This is a genomic window from Neorhizobium galegae bv. orientalis str. HAMBI 540 (assembly GCF_000731315.1).
GTDB lineage: Bacteria > Pseudomonadota > Alphaproteobacteria > Rhizobiales > Rhizobiaceae > Neorhizobium > Neorhizobium galegae.
In genome coordinates this window covers 2,214,628-2,230,267 of sequence record NZ_HG938353.1, presented here as the reverse complement: position 1 = coordinate 2,230,267, position 15,640 = coordinate 2,214,628, and the positions used below count along the sequence as shown (strand labels likewise).

12 protein-coding genes are annotated in these 15,640 nt (G+C 62.0%); 7 read left to right on the top strand and 5 right to left on the bottom strand.

From position 1 onward, the window contains the following. Nucleotides 1–87: 87 nt before the first annotated feature. The 4 genes from RG540_RS11100 to RG540_RS11085 are packed head-to-tail and all read left to right on the top strand — an operon-like array spanning nucleotide 88 to nucleotide 3,649. Nucleotides 88–1,008 carry an ABC transporter permease gene (locus tag RG540_RS11100; RefSeq protein WP_038587740.1) on the top strand — a complete coding sequence of 307 codons (921 nt, stop codon included), beginning with the start codon at nucleotides 88–90 and terminating at the stop codon, nucleotides 1,006–1,008. Continuing rightward, nucleotides 1,008–1,874 carry an ABC transporter permease gene (locus RG540_RS11095; RefSeq protein WP_038587738.1) on the top strand — a complete coding sequence of 289 codons (867 nt, stop codon included), beginning with the start codon at nucleotides 1,008–1,010 and terminating at the stop codon, nucleotides 1,872–1,874. Before RG540_RS11100 ends, RG540_RS11095 begins: the two co-directional genes overlap by 1 nt. Then, nucleotides 1,871–2,854 carry an ROK family protein gene (locus RG540_RS11090; protein ID WP_080724914.1) on the top strand — a complete coding sequence of 328 codons (984 nt, stop codon included), beginning with the start codon at nucleotides 1,871–1,873 and terminating at the stop codon, nucleotides 2,852–2,854. The genes RG540_RS11095 and RG540_RS11090 overlap by 4 nt, the downstream gene beginning before the upstream one ends. Before the next feature lie 57 nt (nucleotides 2,855–2,911). Continuing rightward, complete coding sequence (locus RG540_RS11085; RefSeq protein WP_038587736.1) at nucleotides 2,912–3,649, top strand: copper homeostasis protein CutC; 738 nt, start codon at nucleotides 2,912–2,914, stop codon at nucleotides 3,647–3,649. A 174-nt stretch (nucleotides 3,650–3,823) separates the two neighbouring features. On the opposite strand, the gene RG540_RS11080 is transcribed toward RG540_RS11085, so the two are convergent. The 5 genes from RG540_RS11080 to RG540_RS11060 form a co-directional block, all read right to left on the bottom strand. Next, nucleotides 3,824–4,474: a helix-turn-helix domain-containing protein gene (locus RG540_RS11080; RefSeq protein ID WP_038587734.1), complete on the bottom strand. Its 651-nt coding sequence runs from the start codon at nucleotides 4,472–4,474 to the stop codon at nucleotides 3,824–3,826. Nucleotides 4,475–4,591: 117 nt separating this feature from the next. After that, on the bottom strand, nucleotides 4,592–4,942 hold the full coding sequence (locus tag RG540_RS11075) for a response regulator (protein ID WP_038587730.1): 351 nt from the start codon (nucleotides 4,940–4,942) through the stop codon (nucleotides 4,592–4,594). Between the two features lie 116 nt (nucleotides 4,943–5,058). Continuing rightward, complete coding sequence (gene fixJ, locus RG540_RS11070) at nucleotides 5,059–5,679, bottom strand: response regulator FixJ (RefSeq protein WP_038543629.1); 621 nt, start codon at nucleotides 5,677–5,679, stop codon at nucleotides 5,059–5,061. Continuing rightward, nucleotides 5,666–7,183 (bottom strand): sensor histidine kinase, encoded by a 1,518-nt coding sequence (locus RG540_RS11065; protein WP_038587727.1) that lies wholly within the window; start codon nucleotides 7,181–7,183, stop codon nucleotides 5,666–5,668. The genes fixJ and RG540_RS11065 overlap by 14 nt, the downstream gene beginning before the upstream one ends. Before the next feature lie 252 nt (nucleotides 7,184–7,435). Then, complete coding sequence (locus RG540_RS11060; protein WP_038587723.1) at nucleotides 7,436–8,416, bottom strand: Bug family tripartite tricarboxylate transporter substrate binding protein; 981 nt, start codon at nucleotides 8,414–8,416, stop codon at nucleotides 7,436–7,438. Between the two features lie 159 nt (nucleotides 8,417–8,575). On the opposite strand from RG540_RS11060, the gene RG540_RS11055 reads away from it, so the two are divergent. The 3 genes from RG540_RS11055 to RG540_RS11045 all read left to right on the top strand — a co-directional run bounded on the left by RG540_RS11055 (nucleotide 8,576) and on the right by RG540_RS11045 (nucleotide 15,619). Then, the gene (locus RG540_RS11055; RefSeq protein WP_038587720.1) at nucleotides 8,576–10,117 is read left to right on the top strand and encodes a UbiD family decarboxylase; all 1,542 of its coding nucleotides are present in this window, start codon (nucleotides 8,576–8,578) and stop codon (nucleotides 10,115–10,117) included. 215 nt (nucleotides 10,118–10,332) lie between these two features. Continuing rightward, complete coding sequence (locus RG540_RS11050) at nucleotides 10,333–12,516, top strand: putative bifunctional diguanylate cyclase/phosphodiesterase (RefSeq protein WP_038587717.1); 2,184 nt, start codon at nucleotides 10,333–10,335, stop codon at nucleotides 12,514–12,516. Between the two features lie 175 nt (nucleotides 12,517–12,691). Beyond that, a complete protein-coding gene (locus RG540_RS11045) occupies nucleotides 12,692–15,619 on the top strand; it encodes a hybrid sensor histidine kinase/response regulator (RefSeq protein ID WP_038587714.1) in 2,928 nt (975 codons plus the stop codon). Nucleotides 15,620–15,640: the final 21 nt, after the last annotated feature.

The window sequence follows — 15,640 nt, the reverse complement described above, 5'->3', positions numbered from 1 at the left end:
TATCAACAGTACGGCGGCCGGAGAAATCCGTCCGCCGTTTTCTTTTATGAAACAAGGGGCCGGGAAAACGGGCTCCAGGACAGGCGCATGAAAGCCTATATCCTCAAGAAATTGCTGGCTCTGCCGTTGATCTTGGTCGGCGTTTCGCTGCTGGTCTTCGTGGCCATCCGCGCGCTGCCGGGCGATCCGGCGCGGCTGATGGCCGGACCGGAAGCCACGCAGGAGGCGGTCGACAACATGACCGTCCGGCTCGGCCTCGACCGCAGCCTGCCGGCGCAATATGCCTCGTTTGCCTATGGGGCGGTGAGGGGCGATCTCGGCACCTCGATCAAGTCCAAACTGCCGGTCGTCGCCGAAATCGGCGAGCGCCTGCCGTTTACGATCGGGCTGGCGATCACCGCCTATCTGATCGGCATCGGCATCGGCGTGCCGGCCGGGATGATCGCGGCGATCTACCGGCACGGCTGGCCCGACCAGTTCGTGATGATTCTCGCGATCGCCGGGGCCTCGATCGCAAATTTCTGGCTGGCCTTGATGGCGATGAATACGTTTTCCGTCCATCTCGGCTGGTTGCCGCTGCTCGGCGCCAGTTCGTGGAAAAGCTTCATCCTGCCGTCGATCACGCTTGCGGTGCTGCCGACTGCGGTGATTGCCCGCATGACCCGGTCCAGCATGATCGAGGTGATGAGCCAGGATTATATCCGCACCGCCTATGCCAAGGGCGTCGCGCCCTCGACCATCTACTGGAGCCATGCGCTGCGCAATGCGCTGCTGCCGATCATCACCATTGTCGGCTTGAATTTCGGCAGCCTGATGGGCGGCGCAGTCGTGACCGAATCCGTCTTCAACTGGCCGGGGATCGGGCGTTTTCTCGTAGATGCGGTGCGCTACCGCGATTACCCGGTCATCCAGGGCGTCACGCTCGTCGCCGTCACCGGCGTGGTGATGATGAACTTCTTCGCCGAACTGCTGATCGCCTTCCTCAACCCGAAGATAAGGTTCGACTGATGGCGTCCATTGACTCCGATATCGTGCCGCGCCGGCCGGCTTTTCTGCGGGGACTTCGCTGGATGGCGACGCATCGCAGCATCACGCTCGGCGGTCTGCTGATCGGCATCATCGTGGCTGCGGCGATCTTCGCGCCGCTGATCGCACCCGCCGATCCTTATGTGCAGGACCTGCTGGCAACCATGGAACCGCCGTCCTGGCAGCATCCGTTCGGTACCGACGACAACGGCCGCGATATTTTTGCCCGCGTCATTTTCGGGGCACGCATTTCGCTTGCCGAAGTGGTTCTGGCCGTTGGCCTTGCCGTGCTGGTCGGCGTGCCGCTCGGCATTCTGTCCGGCATGAGCGGTCGCTATGTCGACCAGGCGATCATGTGGACGATGGACATCCTGTTTGCCTTTCCGGGCATCGTGCTCGCCATCCTGATCGTCAGCGTGCTCGGCTCCAGCCTGATCAACCTTTTGATCGCCATTGCCATTTTCTCCGTGCCGGTCTACGCCCGGCTCAGCCGAAACCTGACGCTCGGCCTGAAGGGCATGGATTATGTCGAAGCCGCCATCTCGCTCGGCATCTCGCGCCGCCGGATCATGAGCCATTACATCCTGCGCAACGCGATCGGGCCGATCATCGTGCAGTCGACGCTGACCGCCGGCACCGTCATCCTGTCCGCTGCGAGCCTGTCGTTCCTAGGCCTCGGCGCCCAGCCGCCGCTTCCCGAGTGGGGCGCGATGATGAGCGACGGCCGCAACTATCTCGGCCTCAACATCTGGATGTCGCTGTTTCCGGGGCTGGCGATCATGATCACCGTGCTTGGCTTCAACATCCTCGGCGACGGCCTTCGCGACCTTCTGGATCCGCGCAAATGAGCATCGCCGCAACACCCCGCACGACAGGCCGGATCGGGCCGGCAAAGCCGGTCTTCTGCGTCGATATCGGCGGGTCGTTCATGAAATTCGCGGTCTCGCCGGCGCCGGGTGCGCTGGTGCCGCTCGAAAAGGTGGCGACGCCGGCCGCGGACTGGCACGAGCTTGGCGCCTCGCTTTCAGCGCTGATCCAGCGCAATGCGCAATCGGGCGATCCCGGTTCGCCGCTGGCGCTGTCGATTGCCGGTCTCATCGATCCGCGTAGCGGCATCGCGACCTCGGCCAACATTCCCTGCATCACCGGACGGCGGATCGGCGACGAACTCTCGGCGATCCTCGGACGACCGGTGCTGGCCGCCAATGACGCCGACTGCCTGACGCTTGCCGAAGCCAACGAGGGCGTTGGCCGCGGTCATTCTGTGGTCTTCTGCGCCATCATGGGCACCGGCATCGGCGGAGGCCTGGCGATTGACGGTCGGCTGGTGCGAGGGGCGGGAGGCGTCACCGGCGAATGGGGTCATGGCCCGATCCTCAACACGAGCGTCGAGCTTGACGGCGAGACGCTGCATATCCCGCGCTTTTCCTGCGGCTGCGGCCAGTCCGGCTGCGTCGATACGATCGGCGGGGCGCGCGGCATCGAGCGGCTGCATCATTTCCTGCATGGCTGCGAGGAGACCAGCTACCGAATTCTCGAGGACTGGCAGGCGGACGAGGCGAGGGCGGCAAGGACCGTCGCAGTCTACCTTGAACTGATCGCCGATCCGCTGGCGCTATCGGTCAATGTCACCGGCGCGTCGATCGTGCCGGTCGGCGGCGGCCTTGCCTCGGTCACGCCGCTCATCGATGCGCTGGACAGGGCGGTGCGCAGGCGTATCCTCAACCGCTTCGATCACCCGCTGGTGACACCGGCGCTCCGTCAGGAGGATGGTGGGTTGGTCGGCGCGGCCGTGCTTGGCCATCAGAGTGCCGTTCAAGGTCACTAGAGTACCTTTCAGGGGCGCCTGCTGTTACGAGAGTGCCGGTCATCAAGGAGACTGATCCTGTCCATCCTGCTCGAAGTCTGCGTCGATAGTCCCGAAGGTCTGGCGGCTGCCATCGCCGGCGGCGCCGACCGCATCGAACTCTGCGCCGCGCTCGATGTCGGCGGGCTGACGCCGCCGCCCGGCATGATCGCGCTTGCCGCCAAGGCGCCGATCCCGGTCTATGCGATCATCCGGCCCCGCGCCGGCAGCTTCGTCTACGACGCCGACAACGAGGCAGCGATGATGGCCGATATCGATGCGGTGCGGGCGGCGGGCCTTGCGGGTGTGGTGATCGGCGCGAGCCGCCCGGACATGACGCTCGACATGGCCTTGCTCAAGCGGCTGATGACGCATGCGCAAGGGTTGGGCGTAACGCTTCACCGCGCCTTCGATCTGGTGCCGGATCCGTTCGAAGCACTGGAGCAGGCGATCGCTCTCGGCGCCGAGCGCGTCCTGACCTCCGGCCTCAAAGTCAGCGGACCCGATGGGATCGAGATGTTGAAGGTGCTTGTCGAGCGGGCGGGAGACAGGGTGTCGATCATGCCCGGCGGCGGCATCAATCTGTCGACCGTCGAACGGGTGGTTCGCGAAACCGGCGTGCACGAGGTCCACAGCTCCTGCCGCCGGCAAGTCGGAAGCAAGGACGAACGTGCGATTGCCTTCGGTTTCCAGGCGCCTGTTTCCCATGAGACGAGCAGCGAGATCGTCCGGCAGATGCGCGGTTTGCTCGATGAATTGGAAGTGGCGCGGGACTGATGCTGAGGTGTCTGCCGGTCGGCAGGCACGACTTTGCGGCAGGTCGCCGGGGGACGACGACCTGCCGCTTAGCAGTGAGGGAGGATGTTACGAAATTGAGGAGATATGCACTTCCATGGTCAGCGGACGGCCGCCACCGTCCGCTCATGCACTGCTATGCACTTTCATTCACTGTCATGCGCAGAGGCTGCGGAGTGCTTCGTGCTTCTTGATTTCGATGCAACGAATGCTCCGCAGTTTGATAAGGCCGGCCGCACGGAGTTTTGCGAAAACGCGCGACACCGTTTCGATCGTCAGGCCTAAATAGTCGGCTATATCCAGCCGGGTCATGGGTATGTCGAAATGTTCGAGCCCGCCCTGGCGTTCCGCCATGTCGACGAGGAAGCCGGCAATCCGTTCCACCGCCGTCTGGCGGCCGATCATCATGATATGTTCCTGGGCGCGCAGCATGCCGCGCAGCGCCAGCGAGAGCAGTTCCGGCAAGGCCTGGTCATTGGCTGCGCGGTTGATGGCGCGCAAACCTGTCGGAGCGATGGCTTCGGCGAAGAAACTATGGGTCCGGTCAGCCTCGAACCCGAAAGTTTCTCCGGCCAGATGGAAGGCAATGACCTGCCTCCTTCCGTCCGACAACAGGCGGTGGATCCGCACGGCACCGAATTCGACGTGATAGAATGTTCCTGCCTTGTCGCCGGGAGCGTAGATTTCAGCGCCGGCATTGAAGGTCGTCACAGAATTGGCCCGGAAGAGACCCGCGGTCTGGGGTGCGATCACGATCTGGCTCTTGGTGAGCTCCAATTTCGTGGCATGAGCGGCTGCGGTGTGCATCTTCACGTCTCCCCTTGCTGTAGTCTCAAGATGCCAGAAGACGTGCAGGGGGAAAATTGGGTTGTATCACTAGGGGGATTTACGTAGGGCAGGCGGGACGACGGCAGCCGACGCGGCTCAGGCTGTCAGCGCAAGGTCCTTGACGAGACCCAGGAGATCGGCCCCGTTGAACGGTTTGGTGAGGCTCTGGATCGGGCCGAGCTCGCCTTCGACGGACGGAGACATGCCGTCGGTAAGCAGGATCACGGCCTGGCCCGACTGCAGCAGACGCTGCAGGGCGTCGCTCGAAGCACGCAGTACCTGATCGTCGATGATCATGCAAAGCGTCTGGCCGGCGGTGATGGTGCCCTTGCGCCAGGATTCGTGAGCCTCGACGTGATAGCCCTCCACCTCCAGTGCGAATGTCAACGACTGCCTGAGACCGAGATCGGGCGCGATGACAATTATGGTTCTCGCTTGTGATAACACCGAATTTCCCGCGCGGGTGGGGCAGCCGGAGAGCTGCTGAAGGGAGACATCTAGTGCCTGCGGGGGGACTTGCGCTTTGCGATAGATCAAGAAAGTTTCAATAAATTTGGGGGCCCTCAATTGGGACCGAAACCGGCAGCCATTGCCATGCGAACGAGCTGTGGCAAGCTTTTCGCCTTCATCTTGCTCATGACGTTGGCGCGATGCACCTCGACGGTGCGAGGGCTTATGTCGAGATCGTAGGCAATCGACTTGTTCGGCAGACCGGCAACCACGGCGGCCAACACCTGCCTCTCCCGATCGCTCAGGCTTTCAAGCCGTGTCTGAACCTCGGCTAGGTCGTCGGTATCGAGCGTTTTGTCCGACAGCAGCTCGGCAGCCCGCTGGATCGCTTCGATGATGACCGTGTCCCCGAAAGGTTTTTCGATGAAGTCGATGGCGCCTGCCTTCATCGCCTCCACTGCCATCGGCACGTCGCCATGGCCGGTGATGACGATCGACGGAATGCCGGCGCGGCTGGAGGTCAGCTTGCGAATCAGCTCGACGCCGGTCATGTCCGGCATCCTGAGGTCGGTAACCAAAACACCGTTCCTGACGCTCGGCGCGAACTGCAGGAAGGACGAGGCGGTTTCATGCATGCGTACGGCAAAGCCATTCATGGTCAGCATGAAGGCGAGGGACTTCCTGACCGGCTCCTCGTCGTCGACGATATGGATCGTGTAGTCACCCGTCTGCATTCTCGCGTTCCTCCTTGTCGATCGGGAGTGTGAAACGGAACGTCGCGCCTCCGGCCGCGTTGCGCGTCACCGTCATCTCGCCGCCATGCGCTTCGACGATGCGCTTGGAAATCGAAAGCCCTATCCCCATACCGCCCGCCTTGGTGGTGATGAAGGGCTTGAAAAGCTGCCCGGCGATCTCTTCGGGAATGCCGGGGCCGGTATCCTGGACGATCACCTGGATCATGTCCTCGTTTTCCTGGAGGGTGCGGATGACCAGTTCCCGCCGCTGGCTGTCGCGCATCGCCTCGATGGCGTTGCGCATCAGGTTGGTGAGCACCTGCTGAACCTGAATGCGGTCGACGGTGACCATTTCCGGCCCTTGCGCGAATTCGAAGATCGCACGGACGCCTTTTTCGCGCGAGCCGACCAACGCCAGAGCGCCGGCTTCCTCGACCAGGCGGCGGATGTTCTCCGGCGCCTTTTCCGTTTCGCCCTTGGTCACGAATTCCCTGAGATGCTTGATGATCTGGCCCGCCCGGAGCGACTGGTTCGCCGTCTCTTCCAACGCTTCGCGCATGCGCACTGCGACGGCTTCGTCCATGTCGCGCAGAAGGCGCGCGCAGCCGTGCACATAATTGGCAATCGCCGAGAGCGGCTGGTTCAGTTCGTGGGCAAGGGTGGATGCCATTTCGCCCATTTCATTGAGGCGGGCGAGGCGGGCGAGCTCTCCCTGGATCTCCTGCAGGCGTGCAGCCGACTCCTCGCGTTCGGTCAGGTCCCGCACGAAGCCGGTGAAGAAGGTTTCCCCGCCGGTATGGGTCTCTCCGACTGCAAGCTTCATCGGGAAGGTCGAGCCGTCCTTGCGTCGTCCGACGACCACGCGGTCCATGCCGATGATCCGCTTTTCACCGGTCCTCAGATACCTTTCCATGTAGCCGTCATGTTCGCGGTGGTAGGGTTCCGGCATCAGCATGCGCAGGTTCTGGCCGACCACCTCGTCTTCGCCATAACCGAACTGGCGGATTGCTGCGGCATTGAAGGAGACGATCGTGCCGTCCCTTGTGCTGACGATGCTGGCATCGAGAACAGTGTCGAGGACGGAGCGAAGATGCGCTTCGCGGGAGTCGGCTTTTGCCTGGGCTTTTCCGATCGCCTTGCGGGCAGAGTGAAGTATTTCGCCGAGCAGCGCGATCACCACGCCGACGATGCCGATCATCGCCATTTCCGTGAAATTGGCCCCCCGCGGCGTCAGTTCCTTGATCACGTAGGCTGCCAGAACCGAAAGCACCACGGCGAAAAGCGAGGCCCGCATGCCGCCGATAAGGGCGGCAACGAGGATCGGCGGAATGAAGAATGTGAAGGGCGCCTTATCGTCGAGAACGCCGTGCAGCGAGAAGCGCAGCGCAAACGCAACCAGCACGCAGATGGTCGCAATAAAATAGACTTCCGCGGCTGAAAACCGACGGCTCAAGAAAGACTGAATATAGTCATCCTTCTTTTCGGCGAACGTCCTGGAAGCCATGATGCTTATCCGAAGCCGATCGTCTGCAGGAGGAACCCCATTCCCTTGTGCATATGAAACCTGACAGCCTGTCCTTAAACTGGTTCTAGCATGAGCGCGGATGCGGCGTCCAACGGCGGAAACCGTCGTGATCTAAAAAACATATAGTTTTGCGTGGTTTCTTATGTCCGGTGTGAAAACGCGGGCAGGTGCCCGCGCAGGTCGGAAGCGGTGCCGTGGGGGCCGACAGAGTGGAGCCGGAGGTCCGATTCCTCACTGTTGCGGGATATTGGCGATTTTGACGTAGCCTGCCCAGGCCGCGACTTCCTTCTTCAGATATTCCTGGCCTTCTTTCGGCGTCGAGACGAACACGTCGCCGCCCTGGTCGGTCACGAATTTCTTGACGTCTTCCTGGGCGAGAACCTGCCTGGTCCAGCCATTGATCTTGTCGACGATATCTTTCGGCGTCGCCGAGGGGACCATCATCGCGAACCAGCCGACCTGGTCCATCGGGTAGCCGGATTCCGTCATCGTCGGAACGTCGGGAGCGCCCGGAATGCGCTTGGCGGAGCTGACCGCCAGCAGGCGGTAGCGGCCTTCGCGAAGCTGCGACAGGGAGAAGACCGGATCCTGGGCCGCAAAGGCCATCGCACCGCTCAAAATGTCGTTCATCGAATCGGCGCTGCTCTTGTAGGCGACTTCAACCGTGTCGAGGCCGGCTTCCTGCTTGTAGATGGCGGCGAGAACCTTGCCCGACGTGTTGTTGATGGCGTAGCTCGCGTTGGAGCCTTCCTTCTTCAGGTATTCGGTCAGTTCCTTCATGGTCTTGATCGGGCTCGATATCGGAACGGCGATCATGTGTGGCTGCTTGTTGACGGTGGCTGCGACCTGCAGGTCCTTCACCACGTCGAAGGGCGGCGTCTTGAACATGTGCATGTTGCCGGCGACGGCGCTGCCGGTATGGAAGAAGATCGTATAACCGTCCGGCTTGGAGCGCGTGACGTATTGGCCGGCAATATTGCCGCCGGCGCCCGGCTTGTTTTCGACGATGATGGTGGCGCCCGAAACCTTGGCGATCTTTTCGGCGAAAAAGCGGACGATGACATCGGCGCCGCTGCCCGCCGGGAACGCACAGATCATGCTGATGGTCTGATTTGGGTAATTCGTCTGTGCCGTGGCCGGCGAAAGCCCGAAGGCGCTGCCCGCGACGGCGACCGATGCGGCAAGCACGAAACGACGCGTGATAGTCTGCATAAATTCCCTCCCATGGATGGCCCGGTCTTGCAGTCGACACTGGCCGATCGCACCTCCCCGATGCGACCTGATACAACATTGTATAATTATATTTGATTTAATCAACTGTTCTGACTAGAAAACATCCCACGCAGAAACGCGTTTTCGGGAGAGGACAAAATGACCGCCAATACGACAACTCAATCCGCCGCCGCACTTGATCTCGACCGTTTCCGGTTGAAGAATTTCGTCGAGAGCCTGAGCGCGGACGAGCTCGATATCCGTGAGAAGAAGGTCGATCTGGCCGATGTCGCGGCGATCCTGCAGAACAACCCGAAGGCCGTCTGGTTCAAAAATGCCGGTCCGGAAGGCCAGCAATTGGTCGGCAACGTGGTCGGAAGCCGTTCCCGTCTCGCCAAGGCTTTCGGCGTGCCGGCCGGCGAGGTGGCGCTCGAGATGCGCCGCCGCCTGTCGCTGAAGCCGGAACTGGTGAAGCTTTCCGGGGGCGAAGCGCCCGTGCAGCAGGTCGTGTTGACAGGCGCTGACGCCGATCTCCTCAAGCTGCCGGTCCACGTGCAGCACGCGCTTGACGGCGCGCCCTACATTTCCGCGACGATCGACTACACGATCGACCCGAAGGACGGCCGTTACAATTGCGGCATGCGCCGGCTGATGCTGCGCGGCCCGCAGGAAGCGGGCGTCGACCTGATCGCGCCGAGCGACCTGCGTGTCATGTACATGGCCGCGTCCGCGCGCGGCGAGCGGCTGAATGTCGCTTACGTGGTCGGCTGCCACCCGATCGACATGGTGTCCGCCACCATGAAGGAACCGGTCGACGAGCTGGAGCTGATCTCGTCGCTCCGCGGCGCGCCGCTGCCGATCGTCAAATGCGTGACCAGCGACATCATGGTCCCGGCCGACGCGGAAATGGTCATCGAAGGTTATTTCGACGAGCGCGGTTACGTGGAGAAGGAGGGCCCTTACGGCGAATATCTCGGCTACTACGGCGTCGTGAAGACCAACCCGGTCTTCCATGTGACCGCGATCACCCATCGCAAGGATGCGCTGTTCCAGACGGCGACCATCTCCGGCAATCGCATGGACTTCACCGATACGTCCAACCTCGAGGCGCTGCGCATGGAGATGAACGTCTGGAAGACGCTCGGCGATGTGGTGCGCCAGCCGGTTGCCGTCTACGCGCCGGTCGCCGCCGGTGGATCGATGAGCATGCGCTTCTCGATCCGCCAGACCTATCCGGGCGAGGCCCGTTCGGCACTCTACGCGGTTCTCGGTGCCGTCGGCGTCAAGAACGTCTTCGTCGTCGATCCGGACATCGATATTTTCGACGACAGCCAGATGGAATGGGCGTTCGGCACCCGTTTCCAGGCCGACCGCGATCTGGTGATCGCAACTGGTGTTCGGCTGTCGCCGCTCGATCCGTCGCTTCACGGCTCCCGTTCCGGTGCCAAGGCCGGCTACGATCTCACTTGGCCGATGCAGCATGCCCAGAACTGGGAACTCGTCACGCCGCAGGCTCCGTCCTATCCCGGCAAGCGTTTCCCCTCGCTCGAAGCGGCTCTGAAGGACGGCGCAAAGCATTTCGAGGAGCTGATGGCGGCAGTCGGCAGTCGCGACGGTCGCGAAGTTGTCCGCGAACTCGACACTTTCCGCTCCAGGGGACTGGAGCGCGACGAGCGGGGCCGTTACTACCTTCCCCTATAAGTTGATCCATTTCCGGGCAGTGTGCCTAATCGAAACGACCTTCCGGGTGCAAATCCGGAAGGTTTTTCATTTTAAGTCGAAAAAGCTTTCTTCCATCCCGCTAAACGGGTGAGGCCTCGGCCAAACACCATTCATTTCTTGGGGGCGCCTCGTTATGCTTTCTCTAATGGATGGATTTCTATGGTGTGGTACTACCGCCCGCCTCCGGAGCAGAGATGTCCCACGTCGACAGCATCGATATTGCAGAGCGCAGACGGCTCGACGCTCTGGCAAATTACCGTATTGCGGGTTCCGGGCCTGAAAACCGTTTTGATCGCATCTGCCGTTTTGCCTCGGAGCTTTTTTCCACGCGCATGGCTTTCGTGACGCTGATCGAGGAGGATCGGCAATGGTTCAAGGCCTGTTCCGGTCTCGATATCGAGGAGACCCACCGATCCGAATCCTTTTGCGATCACACGATCCGCACGGATGATGTTCTCGTGGTGTCCGACGCCCGGTTCGACGCCCGGTTCTCCAGCCTGCCGATCGTCACCGGCGAACCATTCATCCGGTTTTACGCCGGAGCGCCGCTGGTCTCGCCGGACGGTTTTCGGATCGGAGCGCTGTGCATCGCCGACACGCAGGTGCGCGAAAGCTTTTCCGAGCGGGAAAGGCGGACGCTCGCGGGCCTTGCAGCCATGGTCATGGAGCACATGGAATTGCGTCGCGAGGGCATACCGCAGGCGACGGCTGCCAACTTTGCGAATGCTACCGATCTTTCGCTGATTACCGTCGATCCCACCGGCCGGATCGAATTCGTCAACCAGGCGGCGCTCGACATGTTCGGTTTCGGACGGGAGGAGATGATCGGCAGCTCGCTCGACATGATCGTGCCGGAGCGATTCCGCGCGGCCCACAATGCCGGTCTCGCGCGCGTGGCCGCGGGCGGCAATTCCAAGCTCAAGGGCAAGACCGTCGAGGTTTCGGCTCGCCGCAAGGATGGTACGGAGTTTCCGATCGAGATGGCCCTTTCGATCTGGCACGATCAGCGCGGCGTCGGCGTGGGCGCCATCATCAAGGACATATCCGAACGCCGTGACCGCGACGTCCGGCTCCTGAGGCTGGCAAGCCAGGATACGCTCACCGGCCTATGCAACCGGCCTCGTTTCGAGGACCTTCTGCGCGAGGAACTGGCGAGCAAGCGGCCGCTTGCCGTGCTGCTCTTCGATCTCGACGGCTTCAAGGACGTCAACGATCGGCTGGGGCACGGCGTCGGCGACTCCCTGCTGCAGGCGATCGGTGTCAGATTGCCGGCGGTTCTCGATCGTAACGTCACGGTCTCCCGGTTCGGCGGCGACGAGTTTGCCATTCTCATTCCCGGAACTGGCGATCCCCTTATCGCCCAGAAGACCGCAAATGTGGTCATCGAGGCTTTCAAGATACCGTTCGAGGTTGCCGGGCACACGTTCCGTGTCGGGGCGAGCGTCGGCTTTTCGCTCGCTCCCAATCATGGTTCGGATGCGGAGGAACTGATCGCCAGCGCCGATTTCGCGCTCTATCGGGCCAAACAGGCCGGCGGTCGCGTCGTGCGCATGTTCGAACAGTCGATGCGCAACGAGACCCTGGCAAGGCGAACGCTCCGGGACGAATTGCTGCGGGCTTTGAACAGGCACGAGCTCGTGCTGCACTATCAACCGCAGGTGACCATCGAGACCGGCGAGGTGTTCGGCGTCGAAGCATTGATACGCTGGCAGCATCCCGAACGCGGTCTCCTGTCGCCCGCCGCTTTCCTTCCGGCTCTGGAGCAGAGTTCTATCGCGCTCGACGTCGGCCTGTGGGTGCTGGACGAGGCGGGTCGCCAGATGGCCGCCTGGAATGCAGCCGGTTATCCGCCGATCAAGATGGGCGTCAATCTGTTTCCCGCGCAGGTTCGGGCCGGCGATCTGGCGCGCAGCGTCGTCGACCTGATCGCGCGCTACGCTCTCGATCCGCGGCTCCTGGAGATCGAGATCACCGAGACGGTCACGCTCAACGACGACGATCAGTCACTCGAGTCGATTCAGGCGCTGAGCGAACTCGGCGTCGGCATTGCTTTCGACGATTTCGGCACCGGCTATGCTTCGCTCGGCTCGCTGCAGCGCTATCCGCTGACGACGCTCAAGATCGACATGGGCTTCGTTCGGGACCTCCTGACCAAACCGCGCGACGCGGCCATCACCCGGGCGTTGATCATGCTCAGCAAGGAACTGGGGCTGAAGACGATCGCCGAGGGTATCGAGACCGAGGAGCAGGAGGCGGCGCTTCGCCTGATGGGCTGCGAGGCGGGGCAGGGCTATCGTTACGGCAAGCCGATGCCGGCCGACGAGGTTGCCCGGCTCTTCGTCCAACCGATCGAAAAGCAGCGTATCCGGATCAAGTAATCCGGATGATCTGCGCACGAGTCGGTGCCAGAACCCGGACCTCAAACCGGGACATGAGTATTCTTTGGCGATCGCGACAATCCCGTGGGAGATTTCCGGGACGCGCTTGATTTCAATTGTCAATAATCGCGGAAACTCTATAACCTGACGACACATTTGGCATCAGGGACGGCCCATGTTCAGACTGACGGAGCTTTCCGAAATCGATCTGAATCAGTTGTTCAATCTCTCACCCAATCCCTATGTCATCCTCGACCGGGAGTTGCGGCTTGTCGGGATGAATGACGCTTATCTGGCGGTGACGGGGCGTAGCCGTCAAGAGCTTCTCGGCCGCAACATGTTCGATGTGTTTCCGAGCGAGCCGGCGTCAGTCCCGGGCCGGCTGCTGCGCCAATCCTTCGCCAAGGTCCTTTCCACCGGTGGGGTGGATCACCTGCCGCTCCTCCCATATCCGATCCAAGGTCCCGATGGAGAGCTTGAGGATCGTTATTGGAGTGCCACCCATACGCCGATCAAGGACGAGGCCGGCAAGCTGGTCTTCATCCTGCAGCACACCGTGGATGTGACCGAACTTCACCTGCTGCGCAGCCGGTCTGCGGGCGACGCCGGCCTGCAGTTTCATACGGATCTGATGCGCCGGGCCGATGCCGTCCAGGGGCAGAATGTCGCGCTTGGCGAGGAGCGGGAATATCTGCGCATGCTGTTCGAGCAGGCGCCCGGCTTCATGGCCGTGCTGCGCGGCCCAGAGCATGTTTTCTCGATTGTCAACAGATCCTACCGGACGATCGTCGGCCGCGAGGACCTGATCGGCAAGACGGTGCGCGAGGCTCTGCCGGATATCGCCGGCCAGGGCTTTTACGAACTGCTCGACGAGGTTTACCGGACGGGTACGCCCTATAGCGCCGTTGGCGCGCGCGTCGTTCTGCAGCCCTCCGAAAGCGTTCCGCCGGAAGAGCGTTTTCTGGATTTCGTCTATCAGCCGATCCGCGATCGCGACGGTCTGGTCAGCGGCATTTTCGTGCAGGGTCAGGACGTCACGGAGCTTCGCCGTGCGCAGGAGGCGGCCCGCGAGAACGAGGACCGTTTCCGCACGCTTGCCCAGTCGTTGCCGACGCATGTGTGGACGGCGACACCGGATGGCCGGATGCAGTGGTGCAACGACCAGATCTTTACCTATAGCGGCCTGGAATCCTTCTATTTCGACAGGGAGCGCCGCTCCGAGATGCTGCATCCGGACGATTCTCCCCGGATCGCCGCGGCCTGGGGAGAAGCGATCCGCGTCGGGGGCCGTCTTGAGACGGAGATCCGCCTGCGCCGCCACGACGGCGTCTATCGCTGGTTCATCAGTCGCGCGGTACCGATCAAGAATGCCGAAGGCGAGATCACCCTCTGGGTCGCTACCAATACCGATATCGATGAACAGAAACAGACCGAATCGGAGCTTTCCAGCCTCGCCGAAACCCTCGGCCATCGCGTCGAGGAAAGAACGATCGAGCTCGAGCGGACGCAGGAAGTGCTTCGCCAAAGCCAGAAGATGGAGGCGATCGGCAACCTCGCCGGTGGCATCGCCCACGATTTCAACAATCTCCTGCAGGTGATCACCGGCAATCTCCAGCTTCTCGGGCGGGAGTTCGCGGGCAATGAAGTTGCCGAAAGACGGTTGAACAGCGCGCTTGCAGGGGCGTCGCGCGGCGCCCGGCTTGCCTCGCAGCTTCTCGCCTTCGGCCGCCGCCAGCCGCTTTCGCCGAAGGTGATCAATCTGAGCCGCCTGATCCGCGAGATGGATCATCTCTTGAGGCGCAGTCTCGGCGAAGCGATCGAGATCGACACGATCGTCGGCGGCGGGTTGTGGAACACGCTGGTCGATCCGAGCAATGTCGAGAACGCGCTCCTCAATCTCGCCATCAATGCACGCGATGCGATGAATGGGCAGGGCAAGCTGACGATCGAGCTCGGCAATGTCTTCCTCGACGACGAATATGCGCGGCACGCGTTCGACATTGACGTCGGGAAATATGTGATGCTGGCGGTCACCGATACCGGTACGGGCATGACGGCCGACATTCTGGACAAGGTCTTCGATCCCTTCTTCACCACCAAGCCGGAAGGCAAGGGGACAGGGCTCGGCCTTTCCATGGTCTATGGCTTCGTCAAACAGTCGGGCGGCCATATCAGGATCTACAGCGAGCCGGGCAACGGCACCACCGTGCGGATATATCTTCCGCGATCGATGGAGGACGAGGATTTGGTTGGCGAAAATGCCAGTGGTGCTGCCTTGGGCGGCGACGAGACAATACTGGTCGTCGAGGACGACGAAGCCGTGCGGGAAATCACCGTCAGTCTGCTCGCCGAACTCGGTTATCGGGTCCTGCGGGCCAAGGATGCCGACAGCGGGCTTGCGATCGTCGAAAGCGGCGTGCCGATCGACTGCCTGTTCACGGATGTGGTGATGCCGGGGCGGTTGAAAAGCAGCGATCTCGCCAAGCGGGCCAAGGAGAGGCTGCCGCATCTCGGTGTGCTGTTCACCTCGGGTTATACCGAAAATTCGATTGTCCACGGCGGGCGGCTCGATCCGGGGGTCAACCTGCTGAGCAAGCCCTATACGCGGGAGACGCTCGCCCGAAAAATCCGCCAGGTGATCGATCAGAGCCGGCAGGCTCCGTCGCCGGGCTTGCCCGAAAGTCCTCCCGAGATAACGCCTGTTCAGCCGGCCGTCGAGCAGCCTTCGGCGCCAGATCTGCCGATCGCGGTTCTGCTGGTCGAGGACGAAGCGCTGATCCGCATCTCGACGGCGGATTTCCTGCAGGATGCCGGCATGACCGTGGTCGAGGCGGGATCGGCGGCCGAAGCGCTTGCCGCAGGTGGCAGCCAGACGATCGACATCCTCGTCACCGACGTGCATCTGCCGGAAATGAGTGGCTTGCAACTCGCATTGAAATTGCGCGAAACGCTTACCGATCTGCCGGTGATCTTTGCCACCGGCGACCGCAACGTGCCGGGATCGGAGGAGCTCGGCCGGACGGCGCTGATCACCAAGCCTTACGACTACGAGCTGCTGACGACCCGCATACGGTCGATGGTGACGCCACGGTCGGGGGGCTGAGCCGCATTCGTTTTTGCGGCT

Excerpts from the sequence above, each read along its gene's own strand:
- RG540_RS11055 (WP_038587720.1), top strand. The coding sequence starts at position 8,576 with ATGACCGCCAATACGACAACTCAATCCGCCGCCGCACTTGATCTCGAC.
- RG540_RS11095 (WP_038587738.1), top strand. The coding sequence starts at position 1,008 with ATGGCGTCCATTGACTCCGATATCGTGCCGCGCCGGCCGGCTTTTCTG.
- RG540_RS11045 (WP_038587714.1), top strand. The coding sequence starts at position 12,692 with ATGTTCAGACTGACGGAGCTTTCCGAAATCGATCTGAATCAGTTGTTC.
- RG540_RS11060 (WP_038587723.1), bottom strand. The coding sequence starts at position 8,416 with ATGCAGACTATCACGCGTCGTTTCGTGCTTGCCGCATCGGTCGCCGTC.
- RG540_RS11065 (WP_038587727.1), bottom strand. The coding sequence starts at position 7,183 with ATGGCTTCCAGGACGTTCGCCGAAAAGAAGGATGACTATATTCAGTCT.
- RG540_RS11080 (WP_038587734.1), bottom strand. The coding sequence starts at position 4,474 with ATGCACACCGCAGCCGCTCATGCCACGAAATTGGAGCTCACCAAGAGC.
- RG540_RS11090 (WP_080724914.1), top strand. The coding sequence starts at position 1,871 with ATGAGCATCGCCGCAACACCCCGCACGACAGGCCGGATCGGGCCGGCA.
- RG540_RS11050 (WP_038587717.1), top strand. The coding sequence starts at position 10,333 with ATGTCCCACGTCGACAGCATCGATATTGCAGAGCGCAGACGGCTCGAC.
- fixJ (WP_038543629.1), bottom strand. The coding sequence starts at position 5,679 with ATGCAGACGGGTGACTACACGATCCATATCGTCGACGACGAGGAGCCG.
- RG540_RS11100 (WP_038587740.1), top strand. The coding sequence starts at position 88 with ATGAAAGCCTATATCCTCAAGAAATTGCTGGCTCTGCCGTTGATCTTG.